The organism is Acinetobacter lwoffii (assembly GCF_019343495.1).
Classification (GTDB): Bacteria; Pseudomonadota; Gammaproteobacteria; order Pseudomonadales; family Moraxellaceae; genus Acinetobacter; species Acinetobacter lwoffii_P.
In genome coordinates, this window is sequence record NZ_CP072549.1 from 2,233,292 (window position 1) to 2,254,682 (window position 21,391).

The following is a 21,391-nucleotide window of genomic DNA, read 5'->3' on the forward strand; positions in this document are numbered from 1 at the left end:
GGTAAATGCTGAAAATAAAAAAGTCCGCATAGCGGACTTTTTTGTCTGATGTGGATTAGCTCATGTCAATCATGACTTTTAAGGCCTTTTCATCGGAGGCATGTTTAAACACATCATAGGCTTTTTCAAAATCGGCAAATTTAAAATGATGGGTCGCCAGTTTTTCTAGGGGCAATTTTCCGGAACAGCAGGTTTTCAGCAGCATGCCTGTGGTATTGGCATTCACCAGACCGGTGGTGATGGTCAGGTTTTTAATCCAGAGTTTGTTCAGTTCAAAACTTACCGGTTTACCATGCACGCCGACGTTGGCAATATGCCCGCCCTCTTTCACGACATGCTGGCAAATATTCCAGGTGGGTTCTACCCCTACTGCTTCAATGGCACAGTCAACCCCGCGTCCATCGGTAATCTCTAGGATCTTTTGAATGGCATCTTCTTTAGCAGAGTTGATGGTATGTGTTGCGCCGACAGTCTTGGCAAATTCCAGCCGGTTATCATCCATATCCACCATAATAATATTGGCAGGTGAATAGAACTGTGCGGTGAGCAGACAGCTCATGCCGATTGGTCCTGCTCCGACAATCGCCACATTGTCGCCCGGTTTGACATCGCCATATTGCACGCCAATTTCATGTGAAGTTGGCAGGATATCTGAAAGGAATACGGCCACATCTTGATTCAGGCCTTCGGGTAAATGATAGAGTGAGGTATCGGCAAAGGGCGTACGTACATATTCGGCATGGGTGCCGTCAATCATATAACCCATGATCCAGCCGCCTTCATTGCGGCAATGTGCATACAGCTGTTTCTGGCAGTTTTCACAGGTTCCGCAGCGGCTGACACAGGAAATAATCACCCGGTCGCCCTTTTTGAAGTTCTGCACGGCGGAACCGACTTCTTCCACAATACCAATGCCTTCGTGACCTAAAATACGCCCGTTAAAGCTGCCCTCTTTTCGTGTGGCCTCCTGCTCAATTTCCGGGTTTTTACCTTTCCAGATACCCAAGTCGGTACCACAGATGGTGACTTTTTCGAGTTTAATGATGGCATCGCCGGGATGCAAAATGGTGGGAACTGGACGGTCTTCAAAGCGGATATCATTTGCGCCGTAATAGACCATCGCTTTCATCGTTGTCATGACACATCTCCTAATGGAGTGAGGAATGAGAATGACCTGACTCAGCGAGAATAATGAACGCCTCGATTGCTTTTATACAGTGACAGCGATGGGCTGATTCATGATCTGGCTTTCAGGCCTATAAATACCTGTGTTCTTCCCGATTGTGCCTTGAGTGATAGGGTGCTGCAATGAGTCTTGTGTACAGATTGCAACAAAAAATCATCAAGGATAGTTCAGAGATAAATCTGCTCTTTGGGTTAATATTTAAATCATAGGATTGCAGGATCAGAACAGTCCTTCACTTTTTCTCAATCAACGTTTTAATACGCTAAAAAAAAGCCCGCTAGGCGGGCTTCTTCACTTCACTTAAATCTGTTTTATGCTTGTAAAACAGTGATCAGCTTCTGATGCAAACCGCCAAAACCGCCATTCGACATAATTACTACGGCATCGCCCTCGCCTGCTTCTGCCACCACAGTCTGAATGATGTCATCCAGTGTGCGTGCAACTTTGGCCTTGTTTGGCGCAGCCTCAATGACCGGTTGCAGATCCCAGTCCAGTCCTTCCGGTTGATACCAGATCACTTCATCGGCCAGACGTGCTGAATGAGCCAAGCCATCTTTATGACTACCCATGCGCATGGTATTGGAGCGCGGTTCAATAATTGCCCAGAGTTTGCGTTCACCCAGACGTTTGCGCGCACCTTCTAAGGTCGTATCAATCGCTGTCGGATGATGGGCGAAGTCATCATAAACCTCGATACCACGAACAGTGCCTAACAGTTCCATACGGCGTTTCACCCCACCAAAATTCGACAGCGCTTCACAGGCGGTTTCAATTGATACGCCAACATGTTCAGCAGCGGCAATGGTGGCCAAGGCATTGGCCACCGAATGCTGCCCGGTCATATTCCACTGTACTTCGCCTTTGACAACGCCCTGTTGCAGGACTTTGAAATGTGAACCATCTGCTGACAATTGTTCGGCATAAAGTTCAGATTTTGCGTTGGCATCCAGACTGGTGCGCACTACAGGTGTCCAGCAGCCCTGCTCCAGCACTTCATCAATATTGCTTTCAGTAATCGGCGCGATAATCCGGCCTTCACTTGGAATGGTACGAACTAAATGATGGAACTGCTTTTGAATCGCTGCCAGATCATCAAAGATATCGGCATGGTCAAATTCCAGGTTATTTAAAATTGCTGTTTTTGGATGGTAATGCACGAACTTGGAACGCTTGTCGAAGAAAGCGGAATCATATTCATCGGCTTCGACACAGAAATATTTCCCACCACCGAGACGCGCACTTTCCGAAAAGCCCAATGGCACACCGCCAATCAGAAAACCTGGCTCCAGACCGGCTTGATCCAGTACCCAAGCCAGCATCGTGGTGGTCGTGGTTTTACCATGTGTTCCGGCGACACCCAGCACGTGTTTACCTTGCAGAACATGATCAGCCAGGAACTGCGGACCTGAAATATAAGGCAGACCTGCATTCAGCATATATTCGACTGCATCAATACCACGCTTCATGGCATTGCCGACGATCACCAGATCCGGATGAGGCTGTAAATGACTGCGGTCATAACCCTGCATTAAAGTGATGCCCGCATTTTCAAGTTGGGTCGACATGGGTGGATACACATTCAGGTCTGAACCTGTTACCTGGTGGCCCAGATCGCGTGCAAGTAGCGCTAACGAGCCCATAAAGGTGCCACAAATACCCAAAATATGCAGATGCATCTACTTTACTCCGTTCCTGTCTGACCCATCACTTTATATTGGTGCTGTTGTCATGATTTATTCAATTTGCAAGCAACGATAGCAAGGCTTTAGCTGAAAAGATAGTGAAAATTCTGGCCTTGTTGTGGGATTTTTTAAATCCTGTTTCACGGATAAATTCAAAGAAAATTTCAAAGCGATGCAATATCTTTTCGCCAAATAAACCGTAAAATAAGTTCGACTTTTTTGCAGAGTGCATGCAAATGCTGCCGGCTTTATTTCTTCTGGTAATTGCCAACTGTTTTATGACCCTGGCCTGGTATGGGCATTTAAAATTTTTGCCGCATGATGCACAGCTCTGGCAAGCGATTTTGTTCAGCTGGGCCATTGCCCTGTTTGAATATAGTCTGATGATTCCAGCGACCAAATTACTGGCGCAGCAAGGCCTGGCAGTCGGTCAAATGAAAATCACCCAGGAAGTCGTGACCCTACTGGTCTTCGTTCCTTTTATGATTTTCATGTTTAAGCAGCCTTTTAAACTGGATTATCTCTGGGCCGCTTTATGTCTGTGTGGATGCGTCTATTTTATCTTCCGTACCCCTTAACTTAATCTAATGGCTCAGCTGAGTCAGTGGGAAATGGCTTCTAAATTCGGAAAGTAATTTCTGCCGATCCGGTTCAAATTCCAGTTTATTCAGGCAGCGCTGGATTAATTCAATCGCCATTATTTCTGCAGCCTGTTTTAGTTCAGGTTCGGGTACGTTATGTTGAATCATCGCTAAACATTTCAATATTCTCTGATTGAGTTCAATACAGCCCACACAATCTCGGGCCATCGGGGCAAAACTACTGTAAATCAAATCCCCGAAATCAAAGATATCCACACTGATATGCGGACAATCCCGCTCCGGTAAATCTTCCGCGGCCTTGCTATCAATCAGGATTCGAGTTAAGGCATCAACGGCATTAATCGCTGATCCAACATCGTTCACTGCGGGAGACATCGCCTTCTGCCCTACTTCGCTCATCACCACTACACCAAAACGTGGGTCCTGTAAAAAGCTGCGATTGGTTTCAATGATTACATGATTCAAAATGGAGTTTCGGATCTCCTGCTGCTGTTCCGGGCTGAAATCGCGGTCGCTATATACCTCTGCCAGTGCCGTCATTGGATCCAGAAATTTTCCGGGTAGCTGGGGAAGATGGATATGCAGCTGCTGGCTGACGGCCAGTTGCTCCAGTCCTTCACTATTAAAATTGGTGAAATAGCCGGTCTGGGTACTAAAAACACGAAAGGCAACTGCTTGCTCTGGGCGTTGTCCGGTGGCACCAAAATTCGGCTGATGTCGAAACTCCGCCAAGGCGGTAGAAGCAGCGACTTCAATTTTGTGAATGGTGGTGGTGAGGTTGCCTAGTTGCGACAGGGTGTGTACCCAGCGAATCAGGATATAAATCAGGTACATCAATACCAGAATGGTACTGATAAACAGTACAAATCTGCCTGCAGAACCATAATAGCCAAGCCCGAGCGCAATCTTGGCAATCACGGCATAAATAAAAGCCGAGATAAAACTGCTGATGGCAAGGCGGGTATTGTCATCACTCATCATCAGCTGATAGGCACGTGGTGTCCCGCTGGATGAGGCAGATGCAAAGGCTGCGACCATAATCGACAGGGAAAAAGTGGTGACTGCCAGCATGCTGGAGGCAATAATATCTAGCAGGCTGCTCAGGGTTTCAATACTGATATTGGGAACAGTGCTGGTCGGGATGAAATAGCGACTGGCGATTGCAAACAGCGAGAAAAAGGTCGCAAAGAGGGCGCCAAGGGCTGGCATCAGCCATAAGTTTTCTGAGGGGTTCTGTAGCCAGATTTTTAGTTTGTACCACATAAAAATGCCCTGCCAATGTATAGATTTTAGTATTAAGTTATTCATTGCAAAAAAGTTTTATCTTGATAGTTATACTTTTTTTAATGTGATGTATGTCCTATTTTTGTATTTTTAGCCACAAAATTATCTTTTTATTTTCGACTATTTTCCAAACAGATAATTTTAATTCTTAATTGTTGAGCTGAACTTTAGACCAAATCAATTTCAGTCTATAATGAGTACTCCTATTCAAGCTTGGCTCTCTCGTCGAGATTTATCTTTTCTCACTTTAATCTCTGGAAAATTTGCAATGAATGCGGCTGCTGCACAAGATACTCCTCTCGTAGGTATTATCATGGGTTCTCAATCAGATTGGGCAACTCTCGAACACACTGCCAATATGCTCAAGCAGCTTGGTGTCCCATTTGAAGCCGAAGTTGTTTCTGCACATCGTACTCCAGACCGCCTGTTTGAATATGCCGAGCAAGCGCGTGATCGTGGTATTCAGGTGATTATTGCTGGTGCAGGTGGCGCAGCGCATTTACCGGGGATGTGTGCGGCAAAAACTGATCTGCCAGTTTTGGGTGTACCTGTGAAATCTTCGATTTTAAACGGTGTTGATTCATTGCTGTCTATTGTGCAAATGCCAGCCGGTATTGCAGTCGGTACCTTGGCCATCGGTCCTGCCGGTGCAACCAATGCTGCCATTATGGCGGCGCAAATTCTGGGTTTGACGCGTCCAGAGATCGCAAAAAATGTTGCAGATTTCCGTGCAGCGCAAACAGATAAAGTCGCAAGTAACAATATTCCAGGCCAGGCTTAAGTCGAGATACAGATTATGGATAAAACCATCGGTATTTTTGGTGGCGGTCAGCTGGGTCGTATGATGGCGCAAGCGGCACTTCCATTAAATATTCAATGTACATTTTTTGAAGCCAGCACAGACTGTCCTTCTGCTGCTTTGGGTCCGGTGATTTCGAGCCAAGCTGAAAATGGTCTGCAAGACTTTATTAACAGTGCAGATGTATTTAGCCTTGAGTTTGAAAATACGCCACTTGCAGATGTTGATGTACTGACGCAAAGCAAGCAACTGCATCCGCCGCGTCAGGCTTTGGCGATTGCCCAGCATCGTCTGTCTGAAAAAGCCTTGTTTGATGAACTGGCTATTCCGGTTGCACCGTACAAAGCGGTCACTTCACTGGAAAGCTTACAGGCTGCTGTAGCTGAACTGGGCTTGCCGATCGTACTGAAAACTTCGCGTGGCGGTTATGATGGCAAAGGTCAATTTGTTTTACGTTCGGCCGATCAGATGGATCAGGCCTGGGCAGAATTGGGCCCTGCGGGTGAACTGATTGCTGAAAGTTTCGTGACTTTCTCGCGTGAAGTTTCAATCATTGCAGTACGCGGCCAAGATGGTGATGTAAAAACCTGGCCATTGGCGGAAAATCATCATCATGACGGCATTCTGTCGCACTCGATTGTGCCAGCACCGGACAGTACTGACTTGCAGCCGGTAGCACAAGAATACATCACTCGCCTGCTGAATCATCTGAACTATGTCGGTGTGCTGACCCTTGAGCTGTTTGTGACAGACAATGGCCTATATGCCAACGAGATGGCACCACGTGTGCATAACTCGGGTCACTGGTCGATTGAAGGTGCAGTATGTTCGCAGTTTGAAAACCATGTGCGTGCCGTGGCAGGTTTACCTTTAGGTTCAACTGAAGTGATCCGCCCAACTGTCTTGGTGAACATCATTGGTCAGCATCCGAAATCTGCAGATGTACTTGCTCTGGAAGGTGCACATTTGCATCTTTACAATAAGTCAGAGCGCGAAGGCCGCAAGATTGGTCACATTACCCTGATGCCAAATGACAGCGCGCAATTGTCTGTACTTTGCCGCCAACTGGCGAAAATTTTACCGAATCCATTGGCATTGAGCGAAGATATGACCATCTAGGCTTTAACTTGCTGATAAAAAAAGCGATCACTTTGGTGATCGCTTTTTTATTTGTCTGCTTTCAGGCATGATTGCGCCTCTTCAAAAATACCTGCCATTGGTCGGATCAGTTTTTAAATCAATTGCTTATAAACTGATCAATTGAGTATAAATATAACAATCCAATAAAACCTTTTTTACAGCTGAATTTTGCCATATTCACTTGTAGATAAGCTTGAAATCAAAGTTTGAATTTAAAACTGGAAAGCAGTTTTGAATTTAAATTCATAAAAATAAATTCAAATTTAAATCGCACTTTGAATTTAAACTTGCGCTTTTAAATTCAAAAAATATGAATTCAAATTTAAAACTGGATAAATGAATTCAAAGTTTTTGAATTTAAAAATATTAGCTCATTATTCAAATGAATTTAAAACAAAAACGAGTGTAATTAGAGCATGTTGATGATCGTGACTCGCTTTTCCTGAAACAAGTTATCCCCAGTAATTTTTTAAATTCAAAAATAATTCCAAATGTTTTGAATTTAAATTTAAAAATCCTGCTGATTTGAATTTAAAACAAGCTTGTGGATAACTCGTGTTTAAATTTAAAGATTACAAAATGAATTTAAAAGTGTAGGAATTATGAATTTAAATTTACGCATTGGCGCTTTAATTTTCATCATGAGCTGCTAAGGTAGAAGCATAATTCAAAATCTAAATATTCAAGGGTCTTATGCAACGGCTTGCACTTTTTATTGGTTCTGTGGTCTTGGCTGCTTCACAGGCACAGGCTGAACTTATTATTAATGGTCAACGTGTCACGCCGACTGATTTGACCTCTAGTTCAAATATCCCGAATTATGCCTCCCAAAATAATTTTCAAAACTGTCTCGCTAATTTGCGCAGTCAAGCTGTTGCTAGAGGTGTAAGCGGCAGTACCTATGATCGTTATACCCAGAACTTAAACCCGGATTATTCAGTGATTGAACGCCTGAATTACCAGCCTGAATTTTCTACCCCAATTTGGGATTATTTGTCTGGTTTGGTGGATGAAGAGCGGGTTCAGCTCGGCCGGCAAAAATTACAGCAACATCGTGAGGTGCTCAATCGTGTTGCTGCCACCTATGGTGTACCTGCAGAAACGGTGGTTGCGGTCTGGGGCGTCGAGAGTAATTTTGGCGATATTTCCGGGAAATATCCTTTATTACAGGCTTTGGGGACTTTGAGCTGTGAAGGTCGTCGCCAGAGTTATTTCCGCGGTGAGTTTTTTACCACCATGAAACTGTTACAGCGTGGTGATGTGCGCGAAGAACAATTAAAGGGTTCCTGGGCAGGCGCGTTTGGTCATACCCAGTTTATGCCATCGACTTATGATGAGCTTGCAGTTGATTTTGATGGTGATGGACGACGTGATCTGGTTTCAAGTATTCCGGATGCACTGGCATCGACCGCCAACTTTTTAAGTAAGCGTGGCTGGCAGAGCGGACAACCTTGGGGCTTTGAAGTCAAGATCCCGCAAGGCATGTCGATTTCCGGTGAAGGCCGTCGCAATAAAAAATCGCTAAGTAGTTGGATTAATCAAGGTGTAGTTCGTGCCGATGGTTCGGCATTGATTCAAGGAAATTTATCGCAATCCTCTCAAGCCGGATTGCTTGCACCTGCAGGATCGAATGGCCCAGTATTTTTAGTATTTAAAAACTTCGATGCCATTTATAGCTATAACGCGGCAGAAAGTTATGCCTTGGCCATTGCCCATTTATCAGACCGTTTGCAGGGTAAAGGTAGCTTTGCGGCCACATGGCCTACTGATGATCCGGGAACTTCGCGTGCAGAACGTCGTGAGATCCAGCAATTTCTGTTAAACCGTGGCTATGATATTGGTGCAGTGGATGGTCTAATTGGAGATAAAACCCGTCAGGCGATTCGTCAGGAACAGCAGCGTTTGGGCTTAAGTCCTACAGGTCGTGCCGGTCAGCAGATTCTGCGTGCTTTTAGAAATGAAAATGCCAAACGCATGATGCAATAAAAATATTGAAAACGAAAAAAGGTCTGCATTCATGCAGACCTTTTGTGATGACTGTTTTTGAGTAGCTATTATAGTCATGCAAGATAATAGTAATTCGCTGAATTTAAACAGCAGTAATGGTGCCGAGGACGCGATAGCCAGCGGCACCAGTGACTGCAGGCAAGTTACCATTCAGCTGGTTCATAAAACGCATGGCCAGCCAGGCAAAGGCAGTAGCTTCTACCCAGGTCGGACTGAGGCCCAGATCGGCGGTAGTCTGTACGCTCCATTCATGTTTGCGCAGGCGCCAGCGCAACTGCTCCAGTAAATGTGAGTTGTAGGCACCACCACCGCAAACAAAAACCTGTCCGGTATCCATGCCGGAGCGGTAAATGGCTTTTTTAATGGCACGGGTGGTGAGCTTTAATAAAGTCGCCTGTACATTTTCCGGGGTATCTTCCAGTTCATCGTATTGCAGGTCATTGCGCCAGTCAGCAATCTGTTCATCCAGCCATTCCAGGTTGAAATCTTCACGACCAGTACTTTTCGGAGGTTCTTTGGAGAAGAATTCGTGTGACTGCAAGCGATCGAGTAAACTGCGAATCGGGGTGCCATAGGCTGCCCAGTTACCATTTTCATCAAAAGGCTGGCCAGTATAACGGGAACACCAAGCATCCATCAGGATATTGGCCGGTCCGGTATCAAAACCATAAACCTCTTCAGGCTTGCCGGCAGGTAGCAGGCTGACATTGGCAATACCGCCCAGATTTAAAATTACCCGGTGAATGCTGTCATGCTGGAAAATATCCTGATGAAATGCCGGAACTAAAGGTGCTCCCTGACCACCTGCCGCCAGATCACGACGACGGAAATCTGAAATCACCGGAATCTGGGTAATTTCAGTAATGATGTTCGGGTCACCAATTTGCAGGGTGAAGCCATGTTCAGGACGATGCCGGATAGTCTGGCCATGCGAGCCAATCGCCTTAATTCTGGATTTATCGAGGTTATTTTTTTCAATCAGCGCATTAATACCATGACCAATCATTTGTGCCAGTGCAACATCGGCCTTACCCATGCGGTCAATTTCATTGTCATCAGGCAAAGTCAGTGCCATCAGTTCATCCCGAAGGTCATGATCAAATGCCAAAGTGAGTGTGGCGTGAAGCTGGAGTGGATCAAAAGAAGCAGCAACAATATCGACACCATCCATGCTCGTGCCGGTCATTACCCCAATATAGATCGCTGTCATGGTTATTCTTAAGCCTGCAATATGCTGAAAAAGTGTTAGTATATCGCACAAATTGAGTAACTGATGTATTGGATTTTGTGATGTCAAATTTCCTGCCGGCTGAAGAACAACTTGCCCTCATTCAACGAGGCACCCACGAAATTATTTCTGAAGAAGATCTTCTCAAGAAATTAAAATTGAATCGTCCATTAAAAATTAAAGCGGGTTTTGACCCGACTGCACCTGATTTGCACTTGGGCCACACGGTTCTCATTAATAAGTTAAAAGTATTCCAAGATTTGGGTCATGAAGTGTTGTTTCTGATCGGTGACTATACTGCGATGATCGGTGACCCAACTGGTAAGAGCGCAACACGTCCACCATTGTCACGTGAACAGGTTTTAGAGAATGCTAAAACATATCAAGAACAAGTATTTAAAATTCTTGATCCAAACAAAACCAAAGTGGTGTTTAACTCGGAATGGTTTGCACAAAAAACTGCGGCTGATTTGATTCAACTGGCATCACAGCAAACGGTTGCGCGTATGCTTGAACGTGATGACTTCACCAAGCGTTATAACAACCAGCAGCCAATTGCGATTCATGAATTTTTGTACCCATTGGTACAAGGCTATGACTCTGTTGCGCTGGAAGCAGATGTTGAATTGGGTGGTACAGACCAAACCTTTAACCTGTTGATGGGGCGTACCTTACAAGGTCGTTATAATCAAGAAGCACAAGTCTGTATCACAGTGCCAATTCTTGAGGGTTTAGATGGCGTCAACAAGATGTCTAAATCTTTAGGTAACTATATTGGTGTATTTGATGCACCGGGTGCGATGTACCAGAAAGTACTTTCAATGCCAGATTCTCTGATCGAGCGTTATTTTGATCTGCTGAGCTTTAAAACCATTGAAGAAATTCAACAGTTGTTAAAAGAAGTGGCTGAAGGCCGTAATCCACAAGAAGTCAAAAAGATTCTTGCACTGGAGCTGGTCGAGCGTTTCCATGGTGCAGAAGCGGCTTCCAATGCCCACAAAGGCGCGGGTAATATCATTACTGAAGGTGAATTACCTGAAGGTACGCCAGAAGTCACTATTTCGCGTGGCGAGTTTGGTGGTGAAATTTTTATTACCTCGATTTTACGTGAGGCAGGCTTAACCAAAAATGCAGCCCAAGCTAAGGATGCATTAGGCCGTGGCACAGTGAAAGTGGATTGGCAGACGGTAGATACGACGTATTCTGTGAAAGAGAACGTGACTTTGATTGTTCAGGCCAGCAAAAAAGCAATCGCTAAAGTCACTTTTGTTGACTAAAAATCGGATAAGTTATTGAAATAAAAGCAGGCTTCGGTCTGCTTTTTTTATTGATGTTCTATATTTAAAAATCAAATAAGTAAAGTCAAAAAAAACCCTATGAAAACAAGAGTTAATTTTTCCCAAATCACTTGCTTTTCATCTTTATTATGTATAGGATTTATTCATCTAGAGAATTCGTTTAGAGCATCTAGAGGGTAGTAAAAATAATAGTACTCCACAACTGAGAAAGTCTCTTTTCCAAGAGGCTCTTTTTAAAAGCTTTAAAGTGAATAACTATAATAATGACATAATGGATCGGGTAAAGATTCAATTCTAAGGAGGAGATTTTGGGAGAGATCTCTTCCTTTTTTATTTATTCTGATTGCGTAATCAAAATATAAATCTGCATGCCTACTTTTCTCATTGAGCAACTAAACTTAAAATTAACCAGCAAATTGAGCTTAGGTGAATGACCTCTAAGAATGAGTTCATTTCAATTGACTCCAAAAGAAAAGTGCAAAACATAAAAAAATTAAAGCAGAGGTGATTGAATGTATCGCTATCCAACAGAAGATATTTTTGATGAACAGATCGATTGCATTTTACGGTTCTTATTTGAATACCAGCCAGTCGAACAAAAACAGCAACTCTATGGATCTGTCTATACTTTATTTATGCAGCTTGATCTGGCCGCGCATTACTTTTTATTTTCCCTGATTGAAGAGCAGTTACCGCGACGCGCGAAATTATTCTTTGTTGCCGAGGATTATCAGGGTAAGAAAGACATGATTGTAGAAGTTATGCAACACTGGCGTGGACAGCAACAACAGGAAAAAGTCGCTTAATGCAAAATAACAGACTTTATCTTCTATATATAAGTGATCTAAGCATGGTTTTGGGATTCGAAAACTAAAAAATGAATACCTCTTCTATATAGCAGCCTAAGAATAGGCTTTTATAAAAGCTTTTTACGTAAAAAATAACTCATTAATTGAGTAGTCTAGGATTTAGAGCAGCTTATTGGGCAAGATAGAGTGATTTTGATTTTCTTTTAATGAGCTAATTTAAATAAAAGACAAGATTTCAATGTCAAAAGGCTAAAAACACTATTTTATCGATCATTGTGATAGCTTTTAGGTCTAAATGAATTTTCAGTTATAAAAATAAAATGACGTGTTTAGTGGGTTTATTGCATAAAAACGCTTAAAAATTAGATAAAAAAGCGATTTTTTAGCAATTTTTGTAGAAAAAAAAGACATACGTGAAAAATATAGTGAATTAGGGGTTGCAATGATTCTGAAATCCTCTAGAATGCACCCATACCGACGAGATAGACGGAAACGAACGAAGCAGAATGGCGGAGTTGTTAAGTTTATCGAAGTCCAGCTTCTAGCACTGACGAGGTGTTAGGAAGATCATTAAGAGATTATGAAGAACAACTTGTGTGGATTTTTACTGGTTGATTGATCGAAATTATTTTCATTGATTGATGGTAGAAATTACTCGAAGTTTATTTGAGAAATATTTGTCAGAAAATTGATGAGCCAAGATTGGTGCCCTTTAAGGCACTACATAGTATTAAACTGAAGAGTTTGATCATGGCTCAGATTGAACGCTGGCGGCAGGCTTAACACATGCAAGTCGAGCGGGGAAGAGTAGCTTGCTACTTGACCTAGCGGCGGACGGGTGAGTAATGCTTAGGAATCTGCCTATTAGTGGGGGACAACATCTCGAAAGGGATGCTAATACCGCATACGTCCTACGGGAGAAAGCAGGGGACCTTCGGGCCTTGCGCTAATAGATGAGCCTAAGTCGGATTAGCTAGTTGGTGGGGTAAAGGCCTACCAAGGCGACGATCTGTAGCGGGTCTGAGAGGATGATCCGCCACACTGGGACTGAGACACGGCCCAGACTCCTACGGGAGGCAGCAGTGGGGAATATTGGACAATGGGGGGAACCCTGATCCAGCCATGCCGCGTGTGTGAAGAAGGCCTTTTGGTTGTAAAGCACTTTAAGCGAGGAGGAGGCTACCGAGATTAATACTCTTGGATAGTGGACGTTACTCGCAGAATAAGCACCGGCTAACTCTGTGCCAGCAGCCGCGGTAATACAGAGGGTGCAAGCGTTAATCGGATTTACTGGGCGTAAAGCGCGCGTAGGTGGCCAATTAAGTCAAATGTGAAATCCCCGAGCTTAACTTGGGAATTGCATTCGATACTGGTTGGCTAGAGTATGGGAGAGGATGGTAGAATTCCAGGTGTAGCGGTGAAATGCGTAGAGATCTGGAGGAATACCGATGGCGAAGGCAGCCATCTGGCCTAATACTGACACTGAGGTGCGAAAGCATGGGGAGCAAACAGGATTAGATACCCTGGTAGTCCATGCCGTAAACGATGTCTACTAGCCGTTGGGGTCTTTGAGACTTTAGTGGCGCAGCTAACGCGATAAGTAGACCGCCTGGGGAGTACGGTCGCAAGACTAAAACTCAAATGAATTGACGGGGGCCCGCACAAGCGGTGGAGCATGTGGTTTAATTCGATGCAACGCGAAGAACCTTACCTGGTCTTGACATAGTAAGAACTTTCCAGAGATGGATTGGTGCCTTCGGGAACTTACATACAGGTGCTGCATGGCTGTCGTCAGCTCGTGTCGTGAGATGTTGGGTTAAGTCCCGCAACGAGCGCAACCCTTTTCCTTATTTGCCAGCGGGTTAAGCCGGGAACTTTAAGGATACTGCCAGTGACAAACTGGAGGAAGGCGGGGACGACGTCAAGTCATCATGGCCCTTACGACCAGGGCTACACACGTGCTACAATGGTCGGTACAAAGGGTTGCTACCACGCGAGTGGATGCTAATCTCAAAAAGCCGATCGTAGTCCGGATTGGAGTCTGCAACTCGACTCCATGAAGTCGGAATCGCTAGTAATCGCGGATCAGAATGCCGCGGTGAATACGTTCCCGGGCCTTGTACACACCGCCCGTCACACCATGGGAGTTTGTTGCACCAGAAGTAGGTAGTCTAACCTTAGGGGGGACGCTTACCACGGTGTGGCAGATGACTGGGGTGAAGTCGTAACAAGGTAGCCGTAGGGGAACCTGCGGCTGGATCACCTCCTTAACGAAAGATTGACGATTGGTAAGAATCCACAACAAGTTGTTCTTCATACGATGTATCTGAGGGTCTGTAGCTCAGTTGGTTAGAGCACACGCTTGATAAGCGTGGGGTCACAAGTTCAAGTCTTGTCAGACCCACCAAATCTGACTAACCAAGCATGAAAGTGCTGAAGCAAACAGAACGGAACGATACATTGACTTATTGATAAGCTGGGGACTTAGCTTAGTTGGTAGAGCGCCTGCTTTGCACGCAGGAGGTCAGGAGTTCGACTCTCCTAGTCTCCACCAAATTTCAAGATCATAAAACTTAAAGCACTGCTTTAAGGCTTTTACTTGAAATTTAAGCAAGAAGCTACGCTTCGCGCAGTATGTAATCATACAGTGATGAAGTTGTTTAGTTCCTAAGCGATCAAGTGTTTAGATCCTAGAGATTAACAAGTACAAGCGTTATGATACGCGCACTTGATAACCTCTGTGATTTATCACAGTTTCCTGACCTGACGAAGGCTGGAAAAATCATTAACAGAATATATTTGAGTTGAAATAATTTGTTCATACTCATGACTGACATTAACACTAGCAGTGATTTATTACTGTGATGTGAAGATGAAAGAAATGAGTTACTAGCGAAATTAACTGAATCAAGCGTTTTGGTATATGAATCTAATTGAAGCTGTACGGTGCTTAAGTGCACAAACGCCAACTGTATGAGCGTGATGAGAGATCATCACAATCTGTTGCTTATCCTACTTGTAAGGATAAACGACTGTTTGGGGTTGTATAGTCAAGTAATTAAGTGCATGTGGTGGATGCCTTGGCAGTCAGAGGCGATGAAAGACGTGATAGCCTGCGAAAAGCTCCGGGGAGGCGGCAAATATCCTGTGATCCGGAGATGTCTGAATGGGGAAACCCACTTACCATAAGGTAGGTATTGCAACATGAATACATAGTGTTGCAAGGCGAACGAGGGGAAGTGAAACATCTCAGTACCCTTAGGAAAAGAAATCAATTGAGATTCCCTCAGTAGCGGCGAGCGAAAGGGGAAGAGCCCATTAAGTCATATAAGTTCTAGTGGAACGCTCTGGGAAGTGCGACCGTAGACGGTGATAGTCCTGTACACGAAAGGGCTTATATGATGATGTCGAGTAGGGCGAGGCACGTGAAACCTTGTCTGAATATGGGGGGACCATCCTCCAAGGCTAAATACTCCTGACTGACCGATAGTGAACCAGTACCGTGAGGGAAAGGCGAAAAGAACCCCTGTGAGGGGAGTGAAATAGATCCTGAAACCGCATGCATACAAGCAGTGGGAGCCGGCTTAGTCCGGTGACTGCGTACCTTTTGTATAATGGGTCAGCGACTTATATTCAGTAGCAAGGTTAACCGAATAGGGGAGCCGTAGGGAAACCGAGTCTTAATAGGGCGTTTAGTTGCTGGGTATAGACCCGAAACCAGGTGATCTATCCATGAGCAGGTTGAAGGTTGGGTAACACTAACTGGAGGACCGAACCCACTGTCGTTGAAAAGCCAGGGGATGACTTGTGGATAGGGGTGAAAGGCTAATCAAACTTGGTGATAGCTGGTTCTCCCCGAAAGCTATTTAGGTAGCGCCTCGGACGAATACCATTGGGGGTAGAGCACTGTTTCGGCTAGGGGGTCATCCCGACTTACCAAACCGATGCAAACTCCGAATACCAATGAGTACTATCCGGGAGACAGACTGCGGGTGCTAACGTCCGTAGTCAAGAGGAAAACAATCCAGACCGCCAGCTAAGGCCCCAAAATTATAGTTAAGTGGGAAACGATGTGGGAAGGCATAGACAGCTAGGAGGTTGGCTTAGAAGCAGCCACCCTTTAAAGAAAGCGTAATAGCTCACTAGTCGAGTCGGCCTGCGCGGAAGATGTAACGGGGCTAAAACTATATGCCGAAGCTGCGGATGCATAATTTATTATGCGTGGTAGGGGAGCGTTCTGTAAGCCGATGAAGGTGGATTGAGAAGTCTGCTGGAGGTATCAGAAGTGCGAATGCTGACGTGAGTAACGACAATGCGAGTGAAAAACTCGCACGCTGAAAGACCAAGGGTTCCAGTCCAACGTTAATCGGGGCTGGGTGAGTCGACCCCTAAGGCGAGGCCGAGAGGCGTAGTCGATGGGAAATTGGTTAATATTCCAATACTTCTGTGTAATGCGATGAGAGGACGGAGAAGGTTAAGTCAGCCTGGCGTTGGTTGTCCAGGTGGAAGGTTGTAGGCATGTATCTTAGGCAAATCCGGGGTACTCTATGCTGAGAACTGATAGCAAGCTGTACTTGTACAGTGAAGTGGCTGATACCATGCTTCCAGGAAAAGTCTCTAAGCTTCAGTTACACAGGAATCGTACCCGAAACCGACACAGGTGGTCAGGTCGAGTAGACCAAAGCGCTTGAGAGAACTCTGCTGAAGGAACTAGGCAAAATGGTACCGTAACTTCGGGAGAAGGTACGCTGTTGTCTGTGATAGGACTTGCTCCTTGAGCGGCCGACAGCCTCAGAAACCAGGCCCCTGCAACTGTTTATTAAAAACATAGCACTCTGCAAACACGAAAGTGGACGTATAGGGTGTGATGCCTGCCCGGTGCTGGAAGGTTAATTGATGGGGTTAGCGTAAGCGAAGCTCTTGATCGAAGCCCCAGTAAACGGCGGCCGTAACTATAACGGTCCTAAGGTAGCGAAATTCCTTGTCGGGTAAGTTCCGACCTGCACGAATGGCATAATGATGGGGGCGCTGTCTCCAGCAGAGACTCAGTGAAATCGAATTCGCCGTGAAGATGCGGTGTACCCGCGGCTAGACGGAAAGACCCCGTGAACCTTTACTGCAGCTTGACATTGAACTTTGATCTTACTTGTGTAGGATAGGTGGGAGGCTTTGAAGTCGCGACGCTAGTTGCGATGGAGCCGTCCTTGAAATACCACCCTGGTAATATTGAGGTTCTAACTCTGTCCCGTTATCCGGGACGAGGACCATGTCTGGTGGGTAGTTTGACTGGGGCGGTCTCCTCCTAAAGAGTAACGGAGGAGTACGAAGGTGCGCTCAGCGTGGTCGGAAATCACGCGTAGAGTATAAAGGCAAAAGCGCGCTTAACTGCGAGACCCACAAGTCGAGCAGGTACGAAAGTAGGTCTTAGTGATCCGGTGGTTCTGTATGGAAGGGCCATCGCTCAACGGATAAAAGGTACTCTGGGGATAACAGGCTGATACCGCCCAAGAGTTCATATCGACGGCGGTGTTTGGCACCTCGATGTCGGCTCATCTCATCCTGGGGCTGAAGCAGGTCCCAAGGGTATGGCTGTTCGCCATTTAAAGAGGTACGCGAGCTGGGTTTAGAACGTCGTGAGACAGTTCGGTCCCTATCTACCGTGGGCGTTGGAAATTTGAGAGGATCTGCTCCTAGTACGAGAGGACCAGAGTGGACGAACCTCTGGTGTACCGGTTGTCACGCCAGTGGCATCGCCGGGTAGCTATGTTCGGAAGGGATAACCGCTGAAAGCATCTAAGCGGGAAGCCTACCTCAAGATAAGATTTCCCCGAGACTTTATGTCTCCTAAAGAGCCGTTGAAGACTACGACGTTGATAGGTTGGATGTGGAAGTGTAGCGATACATGAAGCTGACCAATACTAATTGCTCGTGAGGCTTGACTATACAACACCCAAACAGTTGTTGTACGAACTTCGAAAGAAGTGAGGATCAATTGATTCGATATTAAGCAAAACAGCTTGATTTAGTGAACGCTTAAGAACAAAATACGATACTCAAATATACCTGTTAATGAATTCTATTTGGTAGAAAGCAAGGCAAAACGTAAGACCTAGCAAGTATCCATAAACAGTTGTGCTGGCGACAATAGCAAGAGTGAACCACCTGATCCCTTCCCGAACTCAGAAGTGAAACCTCTTAGCGCTGATGGTAGTGTGGGGTTACCCATGTGAGAGTAAGTCATCGCCAGCTCATTATTCTAAACACCCCCAACCAAACGGTTGGGGGTGTTTTTTTATGCGCGGGATTTAGTCGAAAGCTTAGACACTAATTCTTTATTAAGAGAAATTCTATTTATAATTTTTAAAATATATCTATTTACTTTTCTATGCTGAATTTAGACCAGAAACTCTGTATCTTGATGTTAATTTGAACAATAAATCAGTATGGAGAAGAGGATGTTGTCGCAATTTAAAATAAAAATTCTACTCAGTTGTTGTGCTTTAGCATTTACTGCCTGTCATGCAGAGAATTCATCTTCTAGAAGTACTCAAGAGGCATCTACATCAGCTGCCAAATCGGATGCAGTCTCTTCTAACTTGCAAAAATATAAGGTTGAACAGGTGGCTCAATTTAATGAGCCGTGGGCGATTACTACTTTAAATGATGGCCGACTATTGATTACTGAGCGCAAAGGAAAATTGCAGCTCTTTGATCCAAAAACCAAGAAAAAAATCGAGGTGAAAGGTATACCCCAGGTTGCGTATGGGGGCCAAGGCGGCTTAGGTGAAGTTGCTTTACATCCAGATTTTGCAAAGAATCGATGGGTATATCTGAGTTATGCTGAAAAGGGTCAAGGTGGATATGGTGCTGTGGTCGTTCGTGGCAAACTTGATTTGAGACAGTCTACCCCCCAACTGAAACAGATTGAACGGATCTGGACGCAAGTGCCGAAATTTTCAGGCCAGGGACATTATGCCCATCGGATTGTATTCGGGTCGGATGGTAAGTTATGGATCAGTTCAGGAGAACGTCAGCAATTCAACCCTGCACAGGACATGCAATCTAATGCCGGCAAAATTATTCGCCTGAATGATGATGGCTCAATCCCTGCCGATAATCCGTTTATGACTCAGGGTAAAATTGCCCAGCAGGTCTGGAGTCTTGGACACCGTAATCCTCTAGGCATGGCTTTTGATCCGAAAGGGCAGCTTTGGGTGATCGAAATGGGACCGAAAGGCGGCGATGAACTGAACAAGATTGTCAAAGCTAAAAATTATGGTTATCCACTGGTATCCAATGGCGATCATTATGACGGTAAGCCGATTCCTGACCACAGTACCCGACCTGAATTTGAGGCCCCGGCACTGAATTGGACTCTGGTAATTTCTCCTTCAGATTTAATATTTTATACTGCTAATGTCTTTCCGAAATGGAAAAATAAAGCGATTGCTACCGGTCTGTCTTCTAAGGCGATTGTGATTGTGGATACCACCCAGGTTCCAGTGAAAGAAGTTCAACGTCTGGATATGAAAGAGCGGATTCGCGGGGTTGCTCAGGCACAGGATGGTTCACTGTGGGTGATTCAAGATGGTCCGCGAGCAGGTTTGTTAAAAATGACAGCACCTTAATCATCTGCTTTTAGGTTGCTTATCTAAATATGAAATATTGAATAAGCTAACCATCTGGATAAAAGGATTTTTAAGCTGATGCTGACATGAAAGAAAAAGGCCTCTACATCCTGTGAAGGCCTTTTCATATTCTGTTAAAGGTATAATGTCTGTTATACCGATCAGCATCCTGCTACGTGATTTTTTTTATTTTTCTTACAAGACTTCCTGTCTTGGTATGATCTGAATATAGCCTGAAGCGACGCAGCGCAATAGGGCAGTTTAGCTGCATAGATTGTAGGTCAAAGCCGACAGCCGAATTTTAAAAAGATAAATTCAAAAATACTGTTTCAATATGATCTTTTGACCAAATCATAAACTGCGGTGATGATTTTGCTGCATTTTAGCGAGAGAATACTCTTTTGATATACATCAACTGATTTAAATAAAACGTCGATAAAATAATAAAAAGGAAACTCCTATGCCTACGATTCAAATTGAAGTTCGGCAACAATATCCTCAAGCAGTTGAGGAACAATTGCTCAACAACGTATTTCATTGTGTACAAACCGCCTTTCAGCTGCCTGAATATGATCGTAATATTCGTCTGGTCGTGCATGAAGCGCATCGTTTTCAGTATATGAGCCATTTAGCTAAACCTGAATATTTCACCTTGATCAGTATTGACTGTTTTGCTGGCCGCAGTCTGGAGACCAAGTGCAATTTGTATAAGCAGATGGTCAAAAGTCTCGTGGAAATCGGTATTCCCGCAGATCATATTCTGATTCATCTGAGAGAAAGTGCATTGGAAAATTGGGGGATACGGGGGGGACAAGCGGCCTGTGATGTTGATCTCGGGTTTAAGGTTGATGTCTGATGTATCCCGATTAGTATTCACGTTACATCTAAAGTTTAAAAACAAAAAAGCCTCAACATCCTGTCGAGACTTTTCTGGATTTGCTTCTCAGATCTGACTCCTGTCTAATCTGTCAACGTCCTGTTGATTGGCGCTTTTTATTGTTGTCGTATCGCTTTGCAGACTTCCTGTCTGTCTATGTACTCACTATAGCCTCGCATAAAACGACCGCATAGCGGCTAAACTCTGCGCTGCATGTAGGCTAAAACGTACAGGACTGTCGTCCACATTAAGCACTGACATATTGAATCAGTCTATCTACCACAGCTTTTAAGTTTTTATTATCAAATTCATTGCCTTGGAAGGAATAATCTTTGTTGCGCGCAAAGATGTCCCGGATTTCAATCACGGCATTGGTATCCACCAGTCCAAGTTGAGTGCCGACTTGACGAATCTGGTCAATCGAACGTGAGCCGTTGGTCGCACCATAACCAATATAAGCTGCCGGTTTGCCTTGCCATTCCTTACCGAGATAATCCAGAGCATTTTTCAGAGCAGGACTATAACCATGATTGTATTCAGGCGTGACAAAAATAAAGGCATCGCCAAGCGCAATTTTGTCGGCCCAGTCTTGCTGTTTGGGCTGATCATAAATTCCGGTCAATGGCGGATGAGCGCCAGAAAATAGCGGAAGATTCCATTCTTTTAGATCGACAATTTCAGTTTCTAAAGTGCTAAAGGCATAACTTTTAATTTCCTGCAGTACCCAGTGTGCCACTTTAATCGCGGTACGTCCCTCACGCACACTCCCAACCACAATATAAATTTTCATATTTCATCCTTTCTTCGGGTCTGATCATCAAATTAAATTAATCAGATTTCAGGAAGGTGAC

Annotated in this window: 13 protein-coding genes, 2 tRNA genes and 3 rRNA genes; 13 read left to right on the plus strand and 5 right to left on the minus strand. The window is 44.7% G+C overall.

Features of this window, described 5'->3' with window-relative positions; genetic code table 11:
- Positions 1–55 precede the first annotated feature (55 nt).
- Both J7649_RS10530 and mpl read right to left on the minus strand, forming a co-directional pair.
- Positions 56–1,138, minus strand: a complete 1,083-nt coding sequence (locus J7649_RS10530; RefSeq protein ID WP_219307897.1) for a zinc-dependent alcohol dehydrogenase family protein — start codon at positions 1,136–1,138, stop codon at positions 56–58.
- Between the two features lie 359 nt (positions 1,139–1,497).
- Positions 1,498–2,862 (minus strand): UDP-N-acetylmuramate:L-alanyl-gamma-D-glutamyl-meso-diaminopimelate ligase, encoded by a 1,365-nt coding sequence (gene mpl, locus J7649_RS10535; RefSeq protein WP_219307901.1) that lies wholly within the window; start codon positions 2,860–2,862, stop codon positions 1,498–1,500.
- 242 nt (positions 2,863–3,104) lie between these two features.
- Between mpl and J7649_RS10540 the strand changes: the two genes are divergently transcribed.
- Positions 3,105–3,446, plus strand: coding sequence for a DMT family protein (locus tag J7649_RS10540; RefSeq protein WP_219310104.1), 342 nt, complete (start codon positions 3,105–3,107; stop codon positions 3,444–3,446).
- Between the two features lie 6 nt (positions 3,447–3,452).
- On the opposite strand, the gene J7649_RS10545 is transcribed toward J7649_RS10540, so the two are convergent.
- Positions 3,453–4,733, minus strand: a complete 1,281-nt coding sequence (locus tag J7649_RS10545) for a DUF2254 domain-containing protein (RefSeq protein WP_219307903.1) — start codon at positions 4,731–4,733, stop codon at positions 3,453–3,455.
- A gap of 289 nt (positions 4,734–5,022) precedes the next feature.
- On the opposite strand from J7649_RS10545, the gene purE reads away from it, so the two are divergent.
- The 3 genes from purE to J7649_RS10560 all read left to right on the plus strand — a co-directional run bounded on the left by purE (position 5,023) and on the right by J7649_RS10560 (position 8,679).
- Positions 5,023–5,535, plus strand: coding sequence for a 5-(carboxyamino)imidazole ribonucleotide mutase (gene purE, locus J7649_RS10550; RefSeq protein WP_004647147.1), 513 nt, complete (start codon positions 5,023–5,025; stop codon positions 5,533–5,535).
- 15 nt (positions 5,536–5,550) lie between these two features.
- Positions 5,551–6,672 carry a 5-(carboxyamino)imidazole ribonucleotide synthase gene (locus J7649_RS10555; protein ID WP_004281903.1) on the plus strand — a complete coding sequence of 374 codons (1,122 nt, stop codon included), beginning with the start codon at positions 5,551–5,553 and terminating at the stop codon, positions 6,670–6,672.
- A 714-nt stretch (positions 6,673–7,386) separates the two neighbouring features.
- Positions 7,387–8,679, plus strand: coding sequence for a lytic murein transglycosylase (locus tag J7649_RS10560; protein ID WP_219307905.1), 1,293 nt, complete (start codon positions 7,387–7,389; stop codon positions 8,677–8,679).
- A 103-nt stretch (positions 8,680–8,782) separates the two neighbouring features.
- On the opposite strand, the gene J7649_RS10565 is transcribed toward J7649_RS10560, so the two are convergent.
- Positions 8,783–9,910 (minus strand): anhydro-N-acetylmuramic acid kinase, encoded by a 1,128-nt coding sequence (locus J7649_RS10565; RefSeq protein ID WP_219307906.1) that lies wholly within the window; start codon positions 9,908–9,910, stop codon positions 8,783–8,785.
- 80 nt (positions 9,911–9,990) lie between these two features.
- Here J7649_RS10565 and tyrS point away from each other — a divergent pair, with 80 nt between their 5' ends.
- From tyrS to J7649_RS10610, 9 genes are all read left to right on the plus strand, one after another.
- A complete protein-coding gene (gene tyrS / locus J7649_RS10570) occupies positions 9,991–11,205 on the plus strand; it encodes a tyrosine--tRNA ligase (protein WP_219307908.1) in 1,215 nt (404 codons plus the stop codon).
- A gap of 533 nt (positions 11,206–11,738) precedes the next feature.
- Positions 11,739–12,032, plus strand: a complete 294-nt coding sequence (locus J7649_RS10575) for a hypothetical protein (protein WP_219307910.1) — start codon at positions 11,739–11,741, stop codon at positions 12,030–12,032.
- 735 nt (positions 12,033–12,767) lie between these two features.
- A 16S ribosomal RNA gene (locus J7649_RS10580) occupies positions 12,768–14,305 on the plus strand.
- 60 nt (positions 14,306–14,365) lie between these two features.
- Positions 14,366–14,442, plus strand: a tRNA-Ile gene (locus J7649_RS10585).
- A 71-nt stretch (positions 14,443–14,513) separates the two neighbouring features.
- Positions 14,514–14,589: transfer RNA gene (locus J7649_RS10590), tRNA-Ala, on the plus strand.
- 494 nt (positions 14,590–15,083) lie between these two features.
- Positions 15,084–17,978: ribosomal RNA gene (locus J7649_RS10595) — 23S ribosomal RNA — on the plus strand.
- A gap of 191 nt (positions 17,979–18,169) precedes the next feature.
- Positions 18,170–18,284, plus strand: a 5S ribosomal RNA gene (rrf, locus tag J7649_RS10600).
- Together the 16S, 23S and 5S rRNA genes with 2 tRNA genes alongside form the textbook arrangement of a ribosomal RNA operon.
- Before the next feature lie 206 nt (positions 18,285–18,490).
- Complete coding sequence (locus J7649_RS10605; RefSeq protein WP_219307912.1) at positions 18,491–19,663, plus strand: PQQ-dependent sugar dehydrogenase; 1,173 nt, start codon at positions 18,491–18,493, stop codon at positions 19,661–19,663.
- 460 nt (positions 19,664–20,123) lie between these two features.
- A complete protein-coding gene (locus J7649_RS10610) occupies positions 20,124–20,519 on the plus strand; it encodes a tautomerase family protein (protein ID WP_005261480.1) in 396 nt (131 codons plus the stop codon).
- A 268-nt stretch (positions 20,520–20,787) separates the two neighbouring features.
- Here the strand turns inward: J7649_RS10610 and J7649_RS10615 are convergent, their stop codons facing one another.
- Positions 20,788–21,330 (minus strand): NADPH-dependent FMN reductase, encoded by a 543-nt coding sequence (locus J7649_RS10615; protein ID WP_219307914.1) that lies wholly within the window; start codon positions 21,328–21,330, stop codon positions 20,788–20,790.
- Positions 21,331–21,391: the final 61 nt, after the last annotated feature.